General features: G+C 42.9%; 17 protein-coding genes. 7 read left to right on the top strand and 10 right to left on the bottom strand.

The window, feature by feature from the left end; genetic code table 11:
- Window positions 1-2136 (bottom strand): marine proteobacterial sortase target protein, encoded by a 2136-nt coding sequence (locus ABJV04_RS05350; RefSeq protein WP_348490271.1) that lies wholly within the window; start codon window positions 2134-2136, stop codon window positions 1-3.
- Between the two features lie 10 nt (window positions 2137-2146).
- A complete protein-coding gene (gene pdsO / locus ABJV04_RS05355; RefSeq protein ID WP_348490272.1) occupies window positions 2147-2896 on the bottom strand; it encodes a sortase-associated OmpA-like protein PdsO in 750 nt (249 codons plus the stop codon).
- Between the two features lie 225 nt (window positions 2897-3121).
- Here pdsO and pdsR point away from each other — a divergent pair, with 225 nt between their 5' ends.
- Window positions 3122-3814, top strand: a complete 693-nt coding sequence (gene pdsR, locus ABJV04_RS05360) for a proteobacterial dedicated sortase system response regulator (RefSeq protein WP_348490273.1) — start codon at window positions 3122-3124, stop codon at window positions 3812-3814.
- Between the two features lie 3 nt (window positions 3815-3817).
- Window positions 3818-5977, top strand: a complete 2160-nt coding sequence (gene pdsS, locus ABJV04_RS05365; protein ID WP_348490274.1) for a proteobacterial dedicated sortase system histidine kinase — start codon at window positions 3818-3820, stop codon at window positions 5975-5977.
- Between the two features lie 502 nt (window positions 5978-6479).
- Here the strand turns inward: pdsS and ABJV04_RS05370 are convergent.
- Complete coding sequence (locus ABJV04_RS05370; protein ID WP_348490275.1) at window positions 6480-7649, bottom strand: slipin family protein; 1170 nt, start codon at window positions 7647-7649, stop codon at window positions 6480-6482.
- Between the two features lie 583 nt (window positions 7650-8232).
- Between ABJV04_RS05370 and rtcR the strand changes: the two genes are divergently transcribed.
- On the top strand, window positions 8233-9831 hold the full coding sequence (rtcR, locus tag ABJV04_RS05375; RefSeq protein WP_348490276.1) for an RNA repair transcriptional activator RtcR: 1599 nt from the start codon (window positions 8233-8235) through the stop codon (window positions 9829-9831).
- 120 nt (window positions 9832-9951) lie between these two features.
- Window positions 9952-10446: a thioredoxin family protein gene (locus ABJV04_RS05380; protein WP_348490277.1), complete on the top strand. Its 495-nt coding sequence runs from the start codon at window positions 9952-9954 to the stop codon at window positions 10444-10446.
- Between the two features lie 40 nt (window positions 10447-10486).
- Here the strand turns inward: ABJV04_RS05380 and ABJV04_RS05385 are convergent, their stop codons facing one another.
- The 7 genes from ABJV04_RS05385 to ABJV04_RS05415 all read right to left on the bottom strand — a co-directional run bounded on the left by ABJV04_RS05385 (window position 10487) and on the right by ABJV04_RS05415 (window position 19796).
- Entirely contained in the window at window positions 10487-11194 is a 708-nt protein-coding gene (locus ABJV04_RS05385) for an NINE protein (RefSeq protein ID WP_348490278.1), read from the bottom strand.
- Between the two features lie 71 nt (window positions 11195-11265).
- Window positions 11266-12045, bottom strand: coding sequence for a transcriptional repressor AgaR (gene agaR, locus ABJV04_RS05390; RefSeq protein ID WP_348490279.1), 780 nt, complete (start codon window positions 12043-12045; stop codon window positions 11266-11268).
- A gap of 148 nt (window positions 12046-12193) precedes the next feature.
- Window positions 12194-12703, bottom strand: coding sequence for a TlpA disulfide reductase family protein (locus tag ABJV04_RS05395; protein WP_348490280.1), 510 nt, complete (start codon window positions 12701-12703; stop codon window positions 12194-12196).
- Window positions 12704-12707: 4 nt separating this feature from the next.
- Window positions 12708-14849: a glycoside hydrolase family 36 protein gene (locus ABJV04_RS05400; protein ID WP_348490281.1), complete on the bottom strand. Its 2142-nt coding sequence runs from the start codon at window positions 14847-14849 to the stop codon at window positions 12708-12710.
- Between the two features lie 68 nt (window positions 14850-14917).
- Window positions 14918-16027, bottom strand: a complete 1110-nt coding sequence (locus tag ABJV04_RS05405; RefSeq protein WP_348490282.1) for an amidohydrolase family protein — start codon at window positions 16025-16027, stop codon at window positions 14918-14920.
- Window positions 16020-16934, bottom strand: a complete 915-nt coding sequence (locus ABJV04_RS05410; RefSeq protein WP_348490283.1) for an EamA family transporter — start codon at window positions 16932-16934, stop codon at window positions 16020-16022. Before ABJV04_RS05410 ends, ABJV04_RS05405 begins: the two co-directional genes overlap by 8 nt.
- 120 nt (window positions 16935-17054) lie before the next feature.
- Entirely contained in the window at window positions 17055-19796 is a 2742-nt protein-coding gene (locus ABJV04_RS05415; RefSeq protein ID WP_348490284.1) for a TonB-dependent receptor, read from the bottom strand.
- Between the two features lie 307 nt (window positions 19797-20103).
- Between ABJV04_RS05415 and ABJV04_RS05420 the strand changes: the two genes are divergently transcribed.
- Genes ABJV04_RS05420 through ABJV04_RS05430 form a run of 3 tightly spaced genes read left to right on the top strand, consistent with a single transcriptional unit; the run spans window position 20104 to window position 23553 of the window.
- Window positions 20104-21390: a D-tagatose-bisphosphate aldolase, class II, non-catalytic subunit gene (locus ABJV04_RS05420; RefSeq protein ID WP_348490285.1), complete on the top strand. Its 1287-nt coding sequence runs from the start codon at window positions 20104-20106 to the stop codon at window positions 21388-21390.
- Window positions 21391-21409: 19 nt separating this feature from the next.
- Window positions 21410-22561 (top strand): SIS domain-containing protein, encoded by a 1152-nt coding sequence (locus ABJV04_RS05425; protein ID WP_348490286.1) that lies wholly within the window; start codon window positions 21410-21412, stop codon window positions 22559-22561.
- A gap of 29 nt (window positions 22562-22590) precedes the next feature.
- Window positions 22591-23553 (top strand): BadF/BadG/BcrA/BcrD ATPase family protein, encoded by a 963-nt coding sequence (locus ABJV04_RS05430; RefSeq protein WP_348490287.1) that lies wholly within the window; start codon window positions 22591-22593, stop codon window positions 23551-23553.
- Window positions 23554-23576 lie beyond the last annotated feature (23 nt).

Below are 23576 nucleotides of genomic sequence, written 5' to 3' on the forward strand. Positions count from 1 at the left end.
TTAGTGGCGCTTTGTGAAAATGACCGTACATAGTCCCATCCCCATCAGTAATAAAGCTAACATCCATTGCAACTGTGCTGGTGTAGCCGTTTGCGGTAGGCTACCGACGGCATGTTTTTGTCCTTTCGGTAAGTGGGATTTAAGCTGTGCATCTTTGCTGCTAGCTTGTGCACTGGGTGTCACATCCACAGCCACTAAACTGGTCATTTCGCTGACAATATGATGGGTCATCGCCACCTCTTCTATCTGTTTATTCATTTCATCGTAATCTTGACCTAAACGTTTATCTCGCCCTAACTGCGCAATTTTGCGCCTTGCCCAGAGCACATTTAATCCCCTTTCACTGCCGCCATTTTCCAATGACAAGCTTTGTTGCCAATATTGGTCCTTCAAGCTGCCAGTAACGGATAGATTATCAACCCCATGATTAGCACGGTAGCTGACCATTATGGGTTCACCTTTGTATAAATCTGGTAAGTTACGGGGATAAACTTCCACATCTTCAGAAAAATTCATCACCAAGTCGGTTAATATGGGATGGGTTAATTTAGTAAATAAGTTCTGCATCTGTTGTTTTACCGAATCCGTAGAACCAATATAGGTAAAAGTCCCTTTGCCCATCCGCGCCGCTTCGCTCATAAAAAAGCTATTGGGCGCAGAACCTATGCCGACAGTAAACAATCTGCTTTGTTGTAAATTATGCTGAATATAGTCAAACAAACTGACTTCGTTGCCCACCGAGCCGTCGGTGATAAAAATCACTTGGCGAATACGACTTTCAGTGTCATTGCTTGATGAACCTGAGCCCTGTTGACCTAAAGCCAATTGCAAAGCTGATAGCATTTCAGTGCCACCGTCCGCTTGTAAATTAGCTATGTAATCGATGGCCTCAGATTTAATCCGAGTGTCTGCAACTTTAGGGCTAGACCACATTTTTCTTGCGATTGAATCAAACTCCACTAAATTAAACGTGTCATTTTCTGGGAGTTCTTGGATGGCATAAATAAGCGCTTGTTTTGCCTGTATCATGGCATCCCCTGACATGGATCCCGATGTATCAATTACAAAGATAACTTCCCTGGCCAGGCTCAAGGTTTGGCTATCCACATCTGGTGGCATTAACATCACCATGCCATAAAAAGCGTCTTGGTGACGCTCCACAAAATGGGCTGCCTTAGGCTCTTGATTAGGCTCTGGTTGCCAACTGAGTACGAAGTCTTGATTTGCGATCATGTATTGTTGTAAGGATATTTCGTAAACCCCAGCTTGTTTCTCTAATTGATGAATGGGGTGAAATTCACTTTGAATATTTTGCACTGAGAAGCCAGTATTTAAGGCAATATGCATGGCCACTTTATGCATAGGTTCAGGTTCTTCTTGTATAAGCGTCGACGCCCCATCTTTATACACAGGCTGGGTCATGCCCCAACCGCTGTCGGCTATCTCTTGCTCCCCAGCATTCATGTTCAATTTAGGCAGATATCTTGGCGTGACAGTGGTGGGAAAACGTAAACTGAAGGTATTGTTTTCATAGGCAACGGCTTGTTGATACTCAATGGTGACTTTAATTGACTCACCTGGGCCAATATTTGCCACCGAATTTTTAAATAAATTAGGACGCTGCTGTACCAGCAAACTGGCTTTTTTACCTTCTCGTTTAGCTTGTTCAAATATGGCCTTGGCTTTCTGCTTAGGGTGAATTTGACCAACAATACGTCGCTCGCCAATGAGCATTTCTAGATGATCTACAGCGGCATTTTCAGGTAAAGGAAACACATATATCCCATTCACCCACTCATCACTGGTGTTGGTAAAGGTTTGTGTCACTTTCGCTCGGGCAATTAAACCTGTTATGTTCATATCCACTCGGGTATCTAAAAGTGGCGACAACAGATATCCCTGCTGACCTTGCTTTTGTAGAAAGAAACTCCCCTGCTCTACTTGTTGATAATCGTTGATATACACAGGCGGTTGGTTAGCTTGAACAGACTCGTAAGACACATCAATTTTGAATTTTGACTGGCTAGTAGAACGTTCATCGATACTTTCATCCTTGAAAAAGGGCGTTGCATATTGCAACGCGCCTAAGATAAAAAGTAGCGAAAGGACTATGATAAATCGCAGACGCTTAATCACTGTCTCTCTCCTATAGGTTAGATGCCGTCATGGCTTGCTGACCTTCAGCAACACGGACTAAGACTCTGCGGTCGAAAAAGAAGTCTTCGTTATCAGACTCAGCAGAGACTGGCTGGGTTTCCCCAAAGGAAAGAGTAAGTACTTGCTTTTCGTTTACACCTTGAGATAAAAGATAATCTTTTACGCTCACCACACGTTGCTCAGAGAGTGCTTGGTTAAAGGAGTCATCACCACGGCTATCGGAAAAACCAGATAAACTCACCACCAATTGAGGGTTATTTTTTAAGCCTTTGGCAACTAAATCTAACTGTGGTTTAAAGTGAGATTCGAGCACATAGGAAGCCGTTCGGAATTGAATATTTGATTCCATTTCCTGCATCACTCGCTCGATTTCTTTATCCATTGCCACCAATTGCACTTGGCTTTCTTGTTGCGCTTGTGCATAACGTTTTTGCAATGCAAGGAGCTCAGATTCTTGTTGAGACAGTTCAGATTGAACTTTGGCTAATTCATTTTCACTGGCTTCCAGTGCGTTATCGTTGTTAACATCTTCGGCAATCAATACACCAAAAAGGCCTCCTACTATCGCCCCCACAGGGCCTGCCACTAATCCCCCTGCCACTGCGCCAGAACCAAAACCAATGGCTTCGTTAGTTTGCTCTTCAGTTGTTCTAGATTTAGACACACTTTGTGCAGCTAACCCATTTGCTGACAGGCTCAAAGCGATGGCGGTAAGTGGAAATAAAATACGTTTTTTCATAATAGTTCTCCAAAAGAGTGGTTTGATTGGTTTGTGTTGTTTCGATGGAGTCTATTAAAACCCGACTTTCTGGCATGAAATGCGGGCAAAAATGGCAATCTGGTGAGCAAATGTGGCGAAAAAATGGAAATTGTCGTTATTCAGCCAAAAGGCCATGGGCACAACAATGTTTTGCGATATAGTTAGCAACACTGAATAGGAACAGTTAGTTAAAGCGGTATAGTCATGTCCAAACGTATTGCCATAGTCGAAGATGACCCAGCGATTAGAGAAAATTATGCATCTGCATTGCAAAAGCAGGGCTATGAAATATTTACCTACAGCAGTCGTATTGATGCAGAAAAAGCTTTCATGCAACGATTACCTGATTTAGCTGTTGTTGATATTGGCTTAAATGAGGAGATAGATGGTGGCTTTATGTTATGTCAGCAACTGCGCTCACTTTCAAAAACCTTACCCATCATCTTTTTTACCGCCAGAGATAACGATTACGACACCATATGCGGTTTGCGAATGGGCGCAGACGACTATCTGACTAAAGATATCAGCATGCCCCATCTATTGGCCCGCATTGCCGCCTTATTCAGACGCACAGAGTTGCTCAACCAACCGCAAGTTGCCACGGATCTAATTGAGACAGGTGCCTTACTAATGGACAGCAACCGAATGACCGTAAGTTGGCATGGTCAGCCCATCGAATTGACGGTTACTGAGTTTTGGATGTTACATGCCATTGCTAAATATGCTGGCCATGTAAAAAGTCGCCAACAACTTATGGATGAGTCAAAAATGGTGGTCGATGATACAACCATTACCTCCCACATTAAGCGTATTCGCAAAAAGTTTGTGCAGCTAGATAGTCAATTTGATCGCATTGAAACCGTGTACGGCATGGGCTATCGCTGGAAGTCTAGTTAAATTATGAATCGTATTCGCTTTGGCATCCGTTTAAAACTGTTGATGCTGTCATTATTTTTGTTCGCCATACCTTGGTTGGGTTATCAGTATGTGTGGGAGTTAGAAAGCTACCTGCGTACCGGTCAGGAACAAACCATGGAAGGTACAGCCCGAGCAGTGGCTACTGCGTTGCACGAAAGACCTTCGCTTTTTGATAGCCAATCTTCCTATTTACAAGATGTTAAACCGGGTACGGATCTGTACGCCCATAAAATTGTCGACCCTATCCAATTAGATGGTCAACTGGATGACTGGGTTGATTATCGGCATTTATCGCTGCGTTATGGGGAAATGCAATTAATTGAACAAAATGAATTTTATGACCCCGACAGTTTTCATTTTGAACATATGGTAGGGCAATATAACAAGTACCTGTACGCCATGTTTGAGGTGGTAGATGACCATCTGGTTTATCGCCCCAAAAATAGCCTTCGGGTTGACAGAAATGACTACCTATTGATCGCGGTGACCAACCCCCAAGGTGATTTTAGGCGCTACATTGTTGCTCCCCAGCAATCTGGTTGGGTGAACGCGTATTTGCTGGATGAAAACCCAGACTCTTTGCGACCACTGTCGTTAGAAACGGCGATTCAGGGTAACTGGCTAGAAACTGAAAATGGTTACAACATAGAGTTACGCTTTCCGCTGGAAATAATGTCGAGAAAAATCGCCTTTGCCATAGCGGATGTAGATGACTTAACCAACCGCGAGCGAAAATACATCATAGGTACCGCGAACCCCAACAAATCCGACTCATTGGGCACAGTTTTGGTGCCATCACCGGAAATTGAAAAGATTCTAAAAGGCTTAAAATATTCGAATGCAAGAGTCTGGGTAGTAGATAAGCACATGCGAGTGTTAGCTCGATCTGGCTCTATTCAAGATGCTACTGGAGTACGTACAACACCTAAATCTGGCCGTCGGGATACCCTGTGGCATCGTATTGAACAGGATTGGTTGTTTCCGCTGTATTATCAAGTTCTCACTAAACCACCAGCAGATTTTGTTGATGAATTAGAAAATGCCTATGCACTCAAGGGCCAAGATTTAGCCAATGCCCTCACCGGAGCTGCGAGTTCTCAATGGCGTTTATCCCCAGACAATAAGGCTGTGGTGTTATCTGCCGCCCATCCTATTTTTATCGATGAGCAGGTTATGGGTGCAGTGGTGGTTGAGCAAACCACCCACGGGATCCGGACCCTCAGAAACAGGGCCTTAGAACAGTTGTTCCACGTCATTATCGCTGTGGTGCTCTTAGGCACAGCCGCTTTATTTCTGTTTGCTTCGCGGATTTCTTTTCGGATCAGTAAACTACGTAATGAAACTGAGTCAGCCATTGATGAAAATGGTAAAATTCTTGGCAATATTCCGCGCTCCAATACCCAAGACGAAATAGGGGATTTATCCCGCACCTTCCATAGTGTGTTAGACAAATTGCAGCAATATAATCATTATTTAGAAAACATGAGCTCCCGTTTATCCCATGAACTTCGCACACCAGTGGCGATTGTGAAGTCATCATTGGAAAACCTCTCCATGGAGCAAAATAACGGCAATGATGAACAAGAGAAACAGCAATATATTGAACGTGCACAAACCGGTATCCACCGCCTGAGTAAAATACTCAGCAATATGAGTGAAGCCACACGCTTAGAGCAGGCCATCCAATACAGTGAACGGGAAAACTTTGAGTTAGCAGAGCTGCTAATTGGATGCACCGAAGGCTACCGGATTGCCTATCCACAAAATAAGTTTTCGGTGAATACCCACGGCATTCAAAAAACCTTAAATGGTGCCCCAGAACTCTTTGCCCAGATGCTAGATAAAGTGATCGCCAATGCTGTGGAATTCAGCCCAGACACCAGCACCATCATTTTGTCGTTAATGGAAAAAGGCGGACATTTAGAGCTAAGCATTGCCAACACAGGGCCTAAGTTACCTGACAATATGCATGAACAGCTGTTGAATTCTATGGTGTCGGTACGAGAGCACCAAGTTGAACAAGAAGCCCATTTGGGGTTAGGTCTGTATATCGCCAAAATTATCGCCGAATATCATAAAGCCAAAATTCATATCCAGAATCGCGAAGACGAAAAAGGCGTAGAGGTGATTATCCGTCTGTAGGCGGGGCTTTAGCCCCGCAAGATTGTGTGGTTTGGGTGCCACGGGCTAAAGCCATGGCCTAAAGGCCATGCTACAGGTGATATACGGATTTCGTCTGTAGGCGGGTGCTTTAGCTCCGCGAGATTATTTGGTTTGGGGGGCCACGGGCTAAAGCCATGGCCTAAAGGCCATGCTACAGGTGATATACGGATTTCGTCTGTAGGCGGGTGATTTAGCCTCGCGAGATTGTGTGGTTTGGGTGTCACGGGCTAAAGCCATGGCCTAAAGGCCATGCTACAGGTGATATACGGATTTCGCCTGTAGGCGGGTGCTTTAGCCCCGCGAGATTGTGTGGTTTGGATGTTATGGCCTAAAGGCCATGCTACAGGTGATATACGGATTTCGCCTGTAGGCGGGTGCTTTAGCTCCGCGAGATTGTTTGGTTTGGGAGCCATGGCCTAAAGGCCATGCTACATAAAGAGCCCGTCCTTGGGCTGGAACTTCCTTGCTCCTTCCATAACCTTTACGTCAATTTAACGGTTTCTCGCAACAGTTGATCAACGCCGCCATATACGTTCAAGTTGCTAACTTTTTCTGACACTTTTTCAAGTGACTCTAGCTCCTTCAAACGCAACAATGTTGGGTTGTTCTCCATCATTTTAGCGGTGTTTTGCAAACTTCTAGTGGCGGCGGTTTCTTCCCGACGTTTGATCACATTTGCCTCTGCGGCTTTTTGTGCTTCCACGACTTGGTTCAGAATCGCTTTGATCTCACCAGGCAGAATAATATCCTTCACGCCCACTCTTTCGAGCTTCACACCCACTGAATCCAGCTCCTGCTCAACCAACTCTTTTATGGTTTGGTTAACGTAAAGCTTATCTTCAAGCAGTGCATCCAGAGTTTTGGTTCCTACAGCTTCACGCAATGCCAATTGCATTGTCTTGTAGATAAATTCGTCTAGATTCTCTACCTGTTCAGCCGCTACAACTGGATCTAGAGTTTTCACAGTAGCAGATAGATTAACCCGCACTGTCACCCGATCTTTTGTCAAAATATCCTGACCAGAGACCTCCTGATTGCGAGATCGCAAATCATAGCTTTTCACCTCGATTGCGTGACTTAACTGCCAAAAACCATACATACCAGCGCTCAAGGATCTGACTAATTGACCATCTACATATAACAAAGCTACATGTTGAGGTTTTACTTCAACCATAGCTACTGGAGCACGCTTTACCGAGCCTTTTGAAGAAACCAATTTGGTCACTTCATTCTTGCCACGATGCTTAATTTCTTCCAACACCGAGCGTGTTACCTCAAGATCACCATTTAGGGACACTCGATCTAGACGATATTCACCGGCCGACTTCCATAACTGTAGAACTTCACCCGGTGCGACAATACCCATAAGTTGATCATCAATATACAACAACCCTAGCTCGTCGTTAGCGAGCTTCCAAACATGCACCAACTCAGCCACTTCTGGGTAGGTTTTAATCAAATAAAATGACTCAGGATCTGAGTAATAAATGCTGTTAGCATCAAAATACTTGGCTGTTAGAGCATTACTTAAATCCCATACTCGATGCACACCTGCTTGTAACACTTGTTCGAATTTTTGATTTTTAAACACAAATGCAACTGAGTTTTCAGCAACAGTAAATACCTTTAAAAATTTTCCTTGTTCTGTCATTAGAATCTCTCCTTATTTTATTGCCTCAACATAGGTTTTGGACATGCCATAACAATATGTGACACAAGGGGTAACTAACTTGCGTGAATTGACAGCAAACAAGGTTGATAAGGTAAGCTTTGCATTCCCGATGCTTTGCTACTGCTTCCGTGCAGTGTCTACCAAATCAATGTTGTTTGTGCGAGTTCACCACAGCGGTCAATCGCTAGCCTTGTGTCGGGCTATTACAATGTTTGTGGGATTCGAACCCACAAGGCTCGCGCCTTATCCTTTAGTCGTTTAATAATCAAATCAGATTATTTGCTTGCGGTGCAGCGCACCGTCTTAGTTGGTGTCTTTACATGAGATATACACCTTTGGCATTGCCATGTGCATCAGGTTGCCCTTAGAAACAACTCCGCTTCGTTAAAAACAATTTATGTATTACAAGCCCCATGCCAATAAATTAAACAACTCAAATAAAAACATAAGCCATTGAAAAATAGCCGCTTATTGAAATTTCACAAATCATCAATACAGAATAGGTTTCACAAAAACTATCTTTTTAGATATATTGATATTTTTTTAGATAGCCTGATAAATTATGAAACGCAAAAATGTCATGTTTGCCATTCTAGGAGTGGTTAAAGACCGCAAAGGACGGGGTGTGAACCGTTGGCAAACTTGGCGGCCGACCATAAGTGCAGTTATGCAAGATGATTTTCAGGTCGATAGACTGGAGTTATTGTATGAACCCTCTCACCTTAGTTTAGCCCGCCGAATCTCTGAAGATGTAGTAGCAGTCTCTGCTAACACAGAAGTCGTGCTAGTTGAAACTGCATGGAATAACCCTTGGGATTTCGCTGATGTGTACCAGTGGTTATATCAACATGCCAGTCATTACAATTTCGATACCGACAAAGAAGATTATTACCTGAACATCACCACTGGTACCCATGTAAATCAAATCTGCATGTTCATGTTAAGCGAAGCGCAAATTTATCCAGCCTCAAAACTGGTTCAAGTTTCCCCCGATCCAAATGGCGCTAACCCAGCTAAAGGGACAATCAGTATTGTCGATTTAGATCTTTCTAAATACGCGGCATTAGCAGCCCGATTCTCGGAACAATCAGCCTCAGCACAGGAATTTCTAAAGGCCGGCATTCAAACTCGTAATCCAGGGTTTAACCAACTCATTAATGAAATAGAACAGGTTGCCATTAACGCTACAGATCCCATGTTATTGGAAGGCCCCACGGGTGCCGGTAAAACTCAACTGGCAAGACGTATCTACGAATTAAAGTCTTCTCGGGGCGGCGTGTCGGGCAGTTTGGTGGCGGTTAATTGTGCAACCTTAGTCGGCGACGGAGCAATGTCTGCCTTATTCGGACATATCAAAGGTGCTTACACAGGGGCACAAAGTGCGCGAGAGGGTTATTTAAAAAATGCCGACCAAGGGATACTATTTTTAGATGAAATTGGGGAATTGGGTATTGATGAGCAAGCCATGTTATTGCACGCCATTGAAGAAAAACAATTTTACCCTGTGGGCAGCGATAAAGCGGTATACAGTGACTTCCAGTTAATTGCTGGCACTAATTTAGATTTACGCAAGGCAGTGTCACAAGGTCGATTTAGAGAAGACCTGTTGGCCAGAATTGATATTTGGAATTGGCGCTTACCGGCGTTAAAAGAGCGGATTGAAGACTTTGAAGCAAACTTAGACTTTGAATTGCGTCAATATGCCCGACTCAACAATCTACACATCCGTTTTGGAAGTGAAGCCAAAAAACGCTATTTACAGTACGCTCGAAGTGAAAAAGCTTTGTGGAGCGCAAACTTTCGTGACCTCAATGCCAGCGTAAAACGCATGGCCACTCTTAGTAAAGAAGGACGCATTGGCACAAGCAGTGTGGAAGCAGAAATAGCGAGGCTAAATCAGCGTTGGCATTCAGAAACTAACACCGACAATATTGAACTAAGCCGCTATATTGGCGAAGACCAACTATCTACTATGGATGTGTTCGATCAAATGCAATTGAAAAACGTCATTCAAGTTTGTGTATCTTCGACAAATTTAGCCGATGCAGGGCGCAAACTATTTAACGTTAGCAGGCAACATAAAAGTAGCAGCAACGATTCTCACAGATTGAGAGTTTACTTACAGAAATTTAATTTAAGCTTTGCCCAACTGCACAGTTAATGACTTTCCCATGGATAAATGGCCCAACCCATAGATAATTTCACAGCAGTATGTAATAAATAATAAAATCATCAGGTCTAAGATAACAGACCTTAAAAACGCAGGACTAGCGAACACCTTATGGCATCTGAAAACAAGATTAAGTTAAACAACAAACTGATTAAAATAATTGCTTTTATTGCCCTAGGCACCCTGATTTATCTGGCTTATCAGGGCTTTCAGAGTTACTTGGGCCAAGAGGCTAAAGATAAAATTGAAATAGAAATGTTGGATTTTGATGTGGCAATGGCAAAAGCCCAGGCCCACGATAAATTAATACTGGCTGATATGTCAGCAATTTGGTGTCCCACATGCCGCAAACTCGACAGCACAGTATTCACCGACGACCAAGTTGAAAAAGTCATTGATGAAAACTTTGTCTTCGCTCGAGTGGATTATGATTCAGAACAAGGCCAATCTTTCGCTCAACGCTATCGTGTCACCGGCTATCCGGTATTGCTGATTATTAATCAACAGGGCGAAAAGCTAACCCGATTACCACTGACTTTTGACAGCATGGAATTTATTGGCAATTTGAACAAGGTACTTCATGCCCAACAACAACTCAGCAATTGATGATGTGTTGTTAGGCATGTTTTTAAATTAGTGGATTGAATTAGAAACCGCACTTATTTGGATAATATTTATACTCCACCGTAGATTGATTGCAATTCCACGTAATACCTAAATCTGAGGCTTCAGGAATGAGCACCATATTGCCGTTTTCGGGGGGTAAGTTAATATACACAGCTCCATTGACCACCTTGATTGAGTCCAGTTGTGAACTGGTAAGTTCACCACTGATAACCAATTCTCCCATATTTTCAGGCCACTGTTGCTCTGATAAAGCATAATCCTCCACAGCGGTCATTACCGAATTAGCCGTCATCTTAGCTTCAGCCATCATCACTTTGCTAACATACCCTTGATAAGCAGGAATAGCGATAGCGGCTAATATTCCCAACACACAAATCACGGGAATAAGGACGGCGATAATAACCACCACTGTGCCTTTTTCCTTGCCAGCGGAAACCCCTTGGTTGTATTTTTCATTCCATTCTTCTTGCGGAGTACAGAGGAAGGCAATACCTTCGATGATCCCCACTACCCAAGGAATATATGTCCAAAAGAACAATAAATAAAACAGTCCCCACCACTGACCTAAGAAAAAGCGATGAAAACCAAACATGCCCCCAAACAATGCCAAGGTTGCCGCAGCAATCCGACTTTTATATTGGAAGGTGTCTTGAATTTCTCCACAGCTAAGACATTTGGGAAAATCGATTGGATTTAAAACTTCGCACTTTTTACATCTGCTATCCATGCTAACCCCTTAATTTTTATACAGTATATTCAAATTTAAGGGAGCTTAACAAGAAATTATTAGATTATGTTTTAATCCACATCGACTAGGGTAATTTTAATCCCGATACGGCGGAGACCATCAAGGTAATCTGGGGGAATGTTACTATCGGTGACAATTTGATTAACGCCCATGGGCTCAAGAATTTTATGCAAGCACACATGACCAAACTTAGAAGAGTCAGTGACCACTATAATTTCACTGGCCACTTTACACATTAGCTGATTTAGCAAAGATTCAGCTTCAAAATGGGTAGAAATTCCCTTATCCATGTGGAAACCATCTACACCTAAGAAGAGTTTGTCGACGTGCAAATCTTTTAGCGTGGCTAACGCGGAACTGCCGAAAAATGATTGGCTTTTGTGTCTCAGGGTTCCCCCCAATAACATTACTTCAATGTGCTCTTGAAGTTTCAACTCGTTGACAATATTCAAACTATTGGTCACAACGGTAATATTCTCTCGCCCGCCCAGATGAGAGGCCAACTTGAGGGTTGTTGAACCTGAGTCCAGAATAATGGCATCACCATCGTTCACTAACCCAGCCGCAACTTTCCCAATACTAGATTTTTCTTCGGCATGTAGTGCCTGCTTTCGATCAAAGGTGGTTTCAGTTTCGAATACACCACTGTCATTTAGCATGGCACCACCATAACAGCGAGTAGCAATACCTTGATTCTCTAAAAAGCGTAAATCTTTGCGAATGGTGACACCAGATACGCTAAATTGCTCAATAAGTGGAAGCACTTGCACACTGCCGTTTTCTTTAAGCATTCTGGCTATGTGTTCACGTCTATGACTGGTGTCGCGCATTGTTTTACCTTTTCTATTTTAGTTTCATTTTGAACAAGGTTTATTCTAGTCTCAATGAAACTTTAACACAACTTAACTTTCATTTTGTTACATTTGCACTACCAAGGTAGGTTTTCTTGATTCATTTGCTGTTGCTAACGAACTTATTCTACTCAATCATTTCGGCCAATAATTTTTCCACATGAGCGATTAAATAAGCCTCGTGTCGCACCGAAAAACCAAGGTGCACTAGGCGAATTTTACCCGTTGCATCAATCAAAAAGCCTGTGGGTAGCGCTCTAACTTGATAGTCCTTAGATGAGCTACCAGTTGGGTCCCATGCGACAGGATAATCGAGCGGGTATTTGGCTAAAAAGTCCAAGGCATCTTGTTTGGATGAATCTGTATTCACCGCCACAATTTCAAAGCCTTGTTCAGCATATTGGCTCCGCAATTTGTTTAAAAAGGGAAAGGACAAGCGGCAGGCAAAACATGATGAGGCCCAAAAATCCACATAGACAACTTTGCCTTGGAAATTTTGTAACTCAATTTTTGCGTCCCTATTTAGATCTGCTAACGCCAATTCTGGTGCCAACTGACCTTGCATGCTTGATTGGGTATTTGCCAGACATAGAGAACTGGCAAATACCGTTAACAGCAATAAACAACAGCGTATCATCAGATTATTCATGGCTGTTGGAGTCAATTGGAGTTAACTCAACCAATAGAAATTGATTAAATTTGGCAGTTAAATTCCCTTTACCATCAGCCATGGTTACAACCCCAAGATCCTTGCCATGAACGTAATCAGTTACTTGGTATTGTTTTGCCGTTAACCCACGTAATTCAAGACTGCCATCAAAACTATCAGCATAAAACGCAAAGTATAAGCTTCCATCTTTAGCCACTACATGGGTTTCAGGGCGGTCGAATCCTATGTCATAAAGTTCGCCTAAGTAGATGCCTTTAGGCAGCATTTTACTGTTGTAGAGATCAAACCATTGCTTCCAAATGACTTCTTTTTCTGGGCTCAACAAGAACTGCTGAGCAGCTTCATTGTCTGATGGCATAGTAAATTTAGTCCCTAAAACCGCACCAATACCAAAGGATGATGCAAAATCACTGGCGTTGTCACTCAACTCAACATGGTCACCATAATAAGGTGCCGATTCTCCCATTAGACCTTTTAAGGTTTTCCCTTTTAATCTTACTTGCCAAGATGTCAGCGGGTCAGAACTAACGGTTTGATTCATGTACGGAAGGTTATGGAACGCGTATGAATCTCCGCACGGGCATATCTCAATGACCGCTTCAGGGTTAACTTCCATAGCAGTGTCATACAATAACTTCCAATAATCAGCTAGGGCTTCAACGGATGCTTCAGGGGTAGCGTGATTATGCTCTGGGTTATAACAAGGAGGAACACCGTTTAAGTGATGACCGTCAATTTTTAAGCCTTCATAGCCCCACTCACCAAGCATCTTTTTAACTAGCTCAACGCTGTGTTGGCGAACTTGCTCATCTGCTGGACATAAATAATAGCTGTCCCACCAAGTGACATCTCGCTTACTTCCATCTTCATTGAGTAACAACATTTCAGGGTGCTGTTCAATCATATCAGTACCAGGGTCAACAGCCAGAGGTGCCCACCATAACTTGGCTTTCAATCCTGCGGATTTAATATCCCCAACAAATGCTTGCATATCAGCATCACCATTGGGAAATTTTTCTGGGTCAAGATACCAATCTCCTTCTGCCGTTTGCCAGCCATCGTCGAGTACTGCCCATTCCAATCCCAACTCTTTAGCTTTGGGTAAAGTTTGCAGTATTTCTTCAAAACTAAAGTCACGTTCATAACCCCAAGCACACCAAATAGGTTCATATGCAGAGTCAGGCACATCTGCCATGGTCAGCCCCTTATGGGCCATCACGTTACGATACATTTTCAGGGTTGCGTAATAATCTTTTTGATGGACAGATACAAAGGTATCCAAGGTGGTCAGTTCATCTCCAGGGGCTAATTTCACGGTTTTTTCTAGCTCAACGTGCAAATAAGCGGCGTTATCTGTGTTCGCTTCATTGGCAGGGTAAGTAACTGGAAAAGAAACCAATTTTGGATCTACTTCGATGTGACCAATGGCCAAACCGAAATCTTTTCGCCAAATGTCGGCAACAGCGGTACCACTGCCATAATCAGTGGCGTTCATTCCCATATAGTTTTGCTGCTCATAACCAGGTTGTAGTGGCATGACCCAATCTCGACGATCCTCGAAAGATGCACCTTGATAAGACCAAAAATCTGGTTCAGAGTCAGTAAGCAAACTGGTTAAGTTCGTTTGCTCAAGGCTGTTCGCAGCTTGAATTTGATAGGCATTTTGTACCCATTTAGTCAGAATCACACTTTGCTGAGCCGTATTTTTGTATGTAACCTGAATAAACAGAGTATCAGGGAAATCAGGATAAGCTTGCACTTGTAGTTGCTTTTGTATGCCATTGGCAGCCAAGCCAACTACAGTGGTTTGCATACCTTTGCCAAGTTCAGATTTAACCTGTTGTTGGCTACTATTGAGCAACCTAAAGTTATCAATTGATTCACCGGATTTGGTAACTATGTACTCACTTGCTTGATAGTCACCAAGCACTTCAACTTTATCACCTAGGGTAGCAGAAACACGACTGTGTAACTGGTCATCGAATTCAAGGGTGATACCGCTATTTTCGACTTTAACAACTTCATTTTTCGGCTCTGCCGGAGTGATGCAAGCGTGCAGCAAGGGCACACTCATTAAAATGGCAGCCAATCGAGTGGTGAACTTGAATGTCATTGATATTCTCCATGTACTAAATTCAGCAGGAGGGTCGGTAACAACCCAACTACCTTGTCTAATTGTAATTAATTGATGCTAAACACTCGACGAGCATTGTGATAATAAATCTTATCGATAACCGATTTAGGTAACGCTAGACCCGTTACTGTACCGTCTACTTCAGGCACGGTGAACTTAGTATCGGTATTCAGGTAACGCCAATCTTCCAACCACTTTTGATGCACGCTATTTTTAAATACTTGAGCTTCGGCATCGGGACTATGGGTGAGATCGGTGGCATACAGGATACGGTCTTGATACTGAATAAAAAACGCTCTAACTTTATTAATATCTTGCACTGATTGGGCTTGAACTTGTCCCATGCGCGCTGCGAGGTCAAGAGTCGCATCGGGATAACGTTGCAAAAACTTTGACATGGCATCAACACTCCACTCTAAACTCGCTAGATGAGCACCCACAAAGTGCATCTGCGGATGTTTATCTAACATATTATTGCGAGCCGCCATTTGCGCTTCATAACTGGGCATTTCTGGGTGCAAATACATGTGATATTGAGGATGGGCAGCAAAATATTGTTTGTCGTTATTCACACTCATCTGTTCTATGGGTAACCAACAGTTATGGGGTTCACCTTGATGCCCAATAACGGGGACATCTAATTGCGTCAGGTGGTCAAATATTGGATCTAAGCCTTTATCATCAATCATCACTAACTGCTGTTCGTTATCTCGAAACGACATGCCAATATTTTTCCAAACTTTGACCGCCTTAGCGCCATTTTCCAACGCCTTATCTAAACGCTGTTGCACCGAAGGTGCCCATGCAGGACTGTCCCAATTATGCATTGAAAAAGTGGCAGCAAAATACAGGGTATCTGGGTAGGCCTGCGTTAATGATAAAGCAATATCTTGCTGTTCATCGATAGGCGGAAAATCTGGGTAATCGACGTTAATCGTTAATAGCTCAAAGTTATCCTCTTGAGCTTGTTCAATAAACGCTGTGGCCTGCTTATTTGCATGCACATGGGTATCAAACTTTTTCACTTTGCCGAAGTCAGACATAGTGTAGTGTTGTGACATTTCATCGTTGCCAACTTCCGATTGGCTACAGGCAGTCAGGGTTGTTGTCATCATTAACAACAGCATTGATCCTAGGGGAGTTGTAAACTTATTCACCAGTATGCCCCTCCAAAGTTGAATTCAGCGGCTTTTCTTCAGGCTCTAAGGCCAAAATGAGTGCGGCAATAGTCGCAATAATGATGCCGGCGATTTTAACGTTATTGGGGATAACATCTAAAAGCACTATGGTTAGCACTGTGGATAGCAAAGGTGCGCCTGCGTTGGTTAACGGCGAAACAACAATGGCTTTACCGTAACGGAACGCATATACCAAACATAAAGCACCAATAGCATTTAATATTTGCACTGACGCGGTTTCAAATATCACCGAAAAACTGTAGTCAACTTGAACGCTACTGTCCGTCATAAGGTAAGCAACAGGTATTAACGCAACGGCAGTGACTGTCATGTAAAAGAAGATGCTTTCAGCGCTCATGTGATTATTCGACAGTTTCATACAAAATGCTTGTACACCCCATGCCGCCATAACACCAAGTGCTAATAAGAACCAAAGCACACCGTAGCTGTGTTCCTCACCAGCGGGAGAATATTCAAATAAAGGTAAGGCCAACATTGCTAATAGAATACCAATTCCACCGAGCAACCCCGTGCGTTCTTTTAGCAGTCCTAAAGACAGCGCAATGGTAATCACCGGTGATAATGAAACTATGGGGAAAATCAAATAGCCGGGGCCAACAGAGACCGCGTAAAACAATAACATTTGACCGCCACTGCCAAGGAAACCTATCCAACAACCCAGCCAAATAGAACGTTTATCCGTTTCCAGTTTCCAATTTATGAGTTTCAAGGCCACTATGCAGGGGATAATCATAGTGATAGCCCAAATACTATAGACCACTGTTGACGGAATTGATTCGTTGGCAAATACCGCAGTTAATGCTCCCCAAAGCCCCCAGGAAACCGTGGTTACCATGGCAAAAATTAACCATTTTTTTGACTGCATTCTAATCTTCCTATGTTGTTCTTATTATTGAGCAACGCTTCTAGCGTATTGGTATGTAGTGCATACCTTGAGTTAACGAAAAAGCCTAAGAATATCTTCTTAGGCTTTGTTTATTGATACTTAAAAGTCGTATCTCAAACCCGCTTTAAAGGTTCTACCATACAGTTGAATCGACGCGGGCATATCCGGTCGGCCTTGGAAACTACGATTAGATTCATCTAGCAAATTTTGACCTTCAAGAGACAGCTGCAAATAGTCGGTTACATCATACTTAACCGACAACGACATAATCTTGCTTTCTTCCATGGTCGTTTGATAATCGTCTCCCAATGGACTAAATGCATCGACAACTAAATCACCGGTGTAATCTAGCGCCAGTTGGGCACTTAATTTGTCTTTTTCATAAATCACCGAGAACGAATAAGAGGTATCAGCCACACCTGGTAATGCACCTGCATCTTCACCATTTACAACAGTACTGGTATCTGTGTAAGCGTAACTAGCGGTAAACCCAAACCCGTTATCGAAGAATTTTTGCACTCCAAGTTCCAAACCAAAGACTTCGGCTGAATCACCATTGATTGGCTGGGTAACTTGGAAGCTTTCGCCGGCAATTTCAACTCTTGTGGTGTTAGATGTAATGAAACCATCTAATTCTTTCCAAAAGAGCGTCGCATTTAGCAAGCTACCTTCTTCGAAATACCACTCCAATGCCATATCGGCTTGATCAGAAAATACCGGTTCAATATTAGGATTTCCACTGATATCCATAGTAAACAGCCCCGATTGCGCATTATCTGTAGTTAATGGCGCAAGCTGATCAAGAGTTGGGCGAGATAAAGATTGTGCCGCAGCAGCCCGCAATAACAAATCATCAGTAAGGCGGAAACCAAAGTTAATAGCTGGCAGTAATTTACTGTAACTACCGTTGGCAGTTTGTGCCGCACTATCGGAATACTCTACGTCCCAAGAAGGGTTCGACGAGTCTGGGTTAACAATCTCGATTGATTCAATACTGTTGTATGAATACATGGCGGTGACTTCGGTTTTTACCCAACGAACACCAGCGTTGGCAAACCATCGGTCGCCTTCGAAATTAGCTTGTAAATATAGTGCGGTTGTATCTTCTTCAATATCGTATGAATTAACTGGGTTGTAAATAGGCTCCCAAAGTTCGGATTCATTTTCACCAAAGGTGCGTTCATTGCCAAGATAGTCAACAATCGTCATTCCGTCAGAAGCCGCTAGGCCTGCAGCATAGTCAGGAATACTGAAAATCGGAAAAGAACGGGGAATATCAGCCCCTTCACCATCAAATAGGTTATCGTAAGGGAAATCACGCACTACATCTGCGCCAACTTCACCAAAGGTAAATGGGTAACCACAGTAATTACAAGCGCCAAGTTCATAATTATCGTAGGCGGTATTGGTTTTATTGCGACTTGTATAAGCGGCTCCAAAGTCCATAGACACAAGATACTCATGATCAAAACTCAGTTCACCATCCAAGTTAATCCCAGTTACCGTATCTTTAATATCGCTACCATCCCTTGCTGCCCAATGGGGAGAAAAGTCATCATTACCAAAATCATTAGAACTGCGACCTTCGGTCCAGGTTGGAATATAATCAGGTAAACCACCCTCGTTGAGTTCATAGTGACCGGTATGAGCACCAGGGGCACCTGCTACAACAAAGGTATTTTTGCCGCCAGAATCACGTTCTGACTGAGAGCGGTAAACGTCTGCTTTCACAATCAAGTCATCGGTAAGTTGATACTTTGCATTTAAACCAAACAAAGAAGTATCAACGGTGCGATGCTCATCTAAAGTAACCACTTCCATACTCACATCGGCTACGTCCATGGCAGTGATCACATTGCCATCTAACACTATATTAGATAAGCGATTTTGCGCTTCGCTTTCATCAGCCATATAGAATGACTGAGTATATCCGGTGGAGTCAGCTTCTAATTTAGTCAGCATGATATCGGCGCTTAGTTGCAATTTGTTGTTTGGCCGCCATTGCAAGTTTGAAGTCACACCGGTTCGTGAAAAGTCAGTAGCATAAGAGCCCAAGGCATAGGAACCTGGGATTACTAAATTTTCTTCATTTTCACTGATGACACCGTCACCATTTACATCGTAGGACATCTCATCCTGTACACCGAAGAAAAAATTATCGAACATGTCATCTGCACGCTCGGTTCCGCTGGCATGGGTTACCCCAACAATAAAACCTAAGGTTTCGTCATCTGTGGTTGTGCTATAAATTCCATTAAACTTCTTTCCCACCTCTTCAGATAAATCATTGTAATCGGCAGTGGCAGAGAACACCCCGTGTTGACCCGGATTGTCTAATGCGTTAGCAGATTTTAAATTTACCGCTCCACCGATACTTCCTTCTATGCCTTTAGCTTCAACGGTTTTCCAAACATCGGCACCGTTAATCATTTCTGATGGAATAACATCAAAGGCGAAATTACGTCCGCCATCATCGGTAGCAAGAATACGATTATTAAGGGTAACAATACTAAATTCAGGTCCTAAGCCACGAATATTCACATATTGCGCCTCCCCTCCTCGGGTTCGGCTTACCGTGATACCTGAAATATGCGAAAGGGAGTCTGCAACGTTATCGTCAGGGAAACGTCCCAATTCTTCTGCCGCAATAGAATCCACTAAGGATTTCGCATTTTGTTTAATGGATACAGATTTTTCTAAACTACCTCGAACTGCTGTCACAACGATGACTTCGGTACTTTCATCATTTTGCTGAGCGCCAACTTGGGGTGCACTGAGTCCTAAGACTACTGCGCACGCCAAAGTGGATTGTCTAAATATTTTGTTTTTGTGTGTATTCATGGGTATCACCTTGTCACCTGATATATGGAAACGACATAGTTTTTATTATTTGTTTGAGTTACGCCAAGCTGTCTGACAGCAATAATATTGGCTATCAATGAAACCATTGTCAATACAAAATGAAAAATAAAAAATAAAATAAAACCTAACTTATTGCTTTAAAAGTAAAATTTAACCTTAAAAATACGATTTAAAAACAAACAAACCAACGAAATGAAATATAATGTAACTTTTCTATTTACATAACAGCCTCTTTCAACCATAATTTTGCCAATTGTAAGCTATACCCAAGGATTATGGAGGTGAAATGAAAGTATTATTGGATATGGTAAATCTACAGAAGAACGGGCTTAAAGCCGGAGTTTACTCGGTTTGCACCTCTAACGCATTAGTTATAGAAGCTGCAATGCAGCACGTTATGTTACATAATGAAACTTTATTACTTGAAGCAACGTCAAACCAAGTTAACCAAGATGGTGGTTACACTGGCATGACGCCTGTGGACTTTCGTAATATGGTGCTTTCAATGGCGACTCGTGTCGGCCTTCAAGAAGATAGAATTATACTTGGCGGTGATCATTTAGGCCCTAATTGCTGGCAACATCTTAACGCCGAAGAGGCAATGCAGAAATCTGAAGTACTTATCGATCAATATGTTCGTGCCGGCTTTGGCAAGATTCACTTAGACTGCTCAATGTCTTGCAGTGATGACCCCATTCCTTTAGGGGATGATGAGGTTGCTAAAAGAGCAGCAAGACTCTGTTTAGTCGCTGAAAAAGCATGGAAAGAAACAGGTGGTGAAGCACCGGTTTACGTAATTGGAACTGAGGTACCCGTACCTGGAGGAACGCAAGATGACTCCGAAGAGTTAGAATTAACCTCAGTCGAAGATGCGAATACAACAATCGCCATTCATCAAAAAACCTTTGAAGAAGCAGGGCTTTCTTATGTCTGGCCCAGAATCATAGGCTTAGTGGTGCAACCTGGGGTGGAGTTTGGGTTACATAAAATAGATGCCTTTGTGCCAGAAAAAGCCCAAGATTTAAGTGAAATGATCCGTCATCACACTAATATGGTATTCGAAGCTCACTCTACAGACTATCAAACCCAACAACATTTAACGGATTTAGTATCGGCACATTTTGGCATATTGAAAGTAGGACCTTGGCTGACATTCGCATTTCGAGAAGCCTGTTTTGCACTAGAATGTATTGAACGTGAGTGGGTAGATTCCAGCAAATTTAGCAACCTAAAAAGCACCTTATTAAAGGCCATGGCTGAAAATGATAGCTACTGGAAAAAATACTACTCCCAAGACAGTCGACAACAAGAACTGGATTGCAAATACAGTTTGAGCGACCGAATTCGATATTACTGGCCCGATAAAAATGTGGACAACGCACTTTCACGGTTAATTGAAAACCTTGAACAGAACCCGCCGCCACTCACACTTATCAGCCAATATATGCCTGAACAACATAAGGCACTGGTTGCCGGTGAAATAGAGCATTCCATTAAAGGGTTCATCTTTCACAAAATATCTTTAGTACTAAAACAATATTCAGCCGCCTGTTACTCACAGCCAGCCAATTGATCAAGGAATACAGCAAACAATGAAATACCTAAACTTTTCCGAAGAAAAATTAGCACAACTAGACGGCTATTGGACAGCCAAAGAAATCACCCAGCAACCCGAGTGTTGGCAAGGCACCTTAAAGTTGTTGCAAGCACAGCAACAACAAATTGAAGCATTCTTAACGCCTATTTTAGCCAAGTCGAATATTCGCATTATCTTTACTGGTGCTGGAACCTCAGCCTTTGTTGGCCAGTGTGTGGCTCCCATTGCGATGCATGAATTGGGCAAACGAGTGGAAGCCATTCCAACGACTGATTTAGTTTCTAATCCATCAGAATATTTTCAGGCTAAGGTACCTACGCTTGTGGTTTCTTTCGCACGCTCTGGAAACAGTCCAGAAAGCGTTGCAGCATTGGAATATGCCGACCAACTTGTAGACGAATGTTATCAATTGGCAATAACCTGCAATAGTGAAGGGGAGCTAGCGAAGTGTTGTGAAGGCGACAATAAACTTGCGTTGTTCTTGCCTGAACAAACCAACGATCGCAGTTTTGCCATGACTTCGAGTTTCAGCTCAATGTTACTCAGTGCCCTTTATTTGTTCTGTCCGACCCACAATTTTGAAGAAGGGCTTAACGAGGCTGTTGCGGCCACCACAAAACTTTTGAACAATCAGATATTACCCTTATCGAAATTGGCGGATAGAAAATTCAATCGCGTAGTATATTTAGGCAGCGGCACATTTAAGGGATTAGCCCAAGAAAGTGCATTAAAGCTGTTAGAATTAACCGATGGTCAGACTATGGCGTGTTTTGACTCACCGTTAGGATTTCGCCACGGACCTAAGGCTATGATAGATGCAAATACCCTGGTTATTGTGTTTGTCTCTAACAATCCACTTACCCGACAATATGATCTTGATTTAGTCAATGAACTACAAGGGGATAACGAAGCCGGACATGTTCTTACCTTGCGTGCAGATTCAATTCCAATGATCCCTCAGGAAAATGAAATTGTGTTTGATAACATGGCACGACTACCAGATCGTTTTTTACTGTTGCCTTTCATTGCTTGCGCCCAAGTGTTTGGCTTTTTCAACGCCCTCAGTGTGGGAAATAAGCCTGATAACCCTAGCGCTTCAGGCACAGTAAACCGAGTAGTACAAGGCGTGAACATTCACGCTTTATAATCAAGTTAATTGTTTCTCAGGAGATAACCATGTTTTTAGGTGTAGATGGTGGCGGAACAAAGACTGCATTTGTATTAATCAGTGCTCAAGGTGAACTGCTTGCCAGTCATCAAGAACCCACCTGTTACCATGTTGAAGTAGGTATCAACAGAGCCAAAACCGTCATAAGTGAAGGCATATCTGCAACTCTGTCTAAGGCTGGTAAGACAGTTGATGAACTAAAATATGGTTTCCTGGGATTACCTGCTTTTGGCGAAGATAGCGAAATAGACCCAATATTAGCCACTCTTCCCTGTGACATACTGCCACAACAAAACTACCAGTGTGATAATGACATGGTCAATGCTTGGGCAGCAGCCTTCGCTGGCCAAGATGGGATTAACATGATCGCTGGCACAGGTTCCATTGCTTATGGCATGCGCCAAGGTAAAAGTGCTAGATGTGGAGGATGGGGAGAACTCTTCAGTGACGAAGGTTCTGCCTATTGGATTGGTCGAAAAGGCCTAATGCTGTTTTCCCGCATGAGTGATGGACGGGATATTCGAGGCCCTCTTTATTTCAAGCTAAAAGAGACCTTTGAAATTAGCAATGATCTGGATATGTCAGCGCTGGTGCTAACAAAATGGCAAGGCTCTAGGGGGAAAATCGCGCAAATTTCCACTCTAGTATATGAAGCAGCGTTAGAAGGTGACTTGCTGGCGAAACAGGTTTTTGCAGATGCGGGTAAAGAGTTAGCAGAAATAGTTGAGGGCACACGCAGGGCCTTACAGTTTTCTGAGCACGAAGAGGTTAAAGTAAGCTTTTCTGGCGGTGCATTCAGCGCTAGCGATTTTATTATTACCCCCTTTACCAATGCACTGCAGGAATTTTCCAGTAATTATCGCATTAAAAAACCCTCGTTTTCACCCGTATTAGGAGCGGCTATTTATGCTGCAAAACTCTCGGGAAGCCCTCTTTCTGCAGCAGCCCTTGAGCGCCTGAAAGAACTATAAATTTCTAACCCACAGTATTTCTA

Source organism: Aliiglaciecola sp., from assembly GCF_039982535.1.
In the GTDB taxonomy this organism is placed as follows: Bacteria; Pseudomonadota; Gammaproteobacteria; order Enterobacterales; family Alteromonadaceae; genus Aliiglaciecola.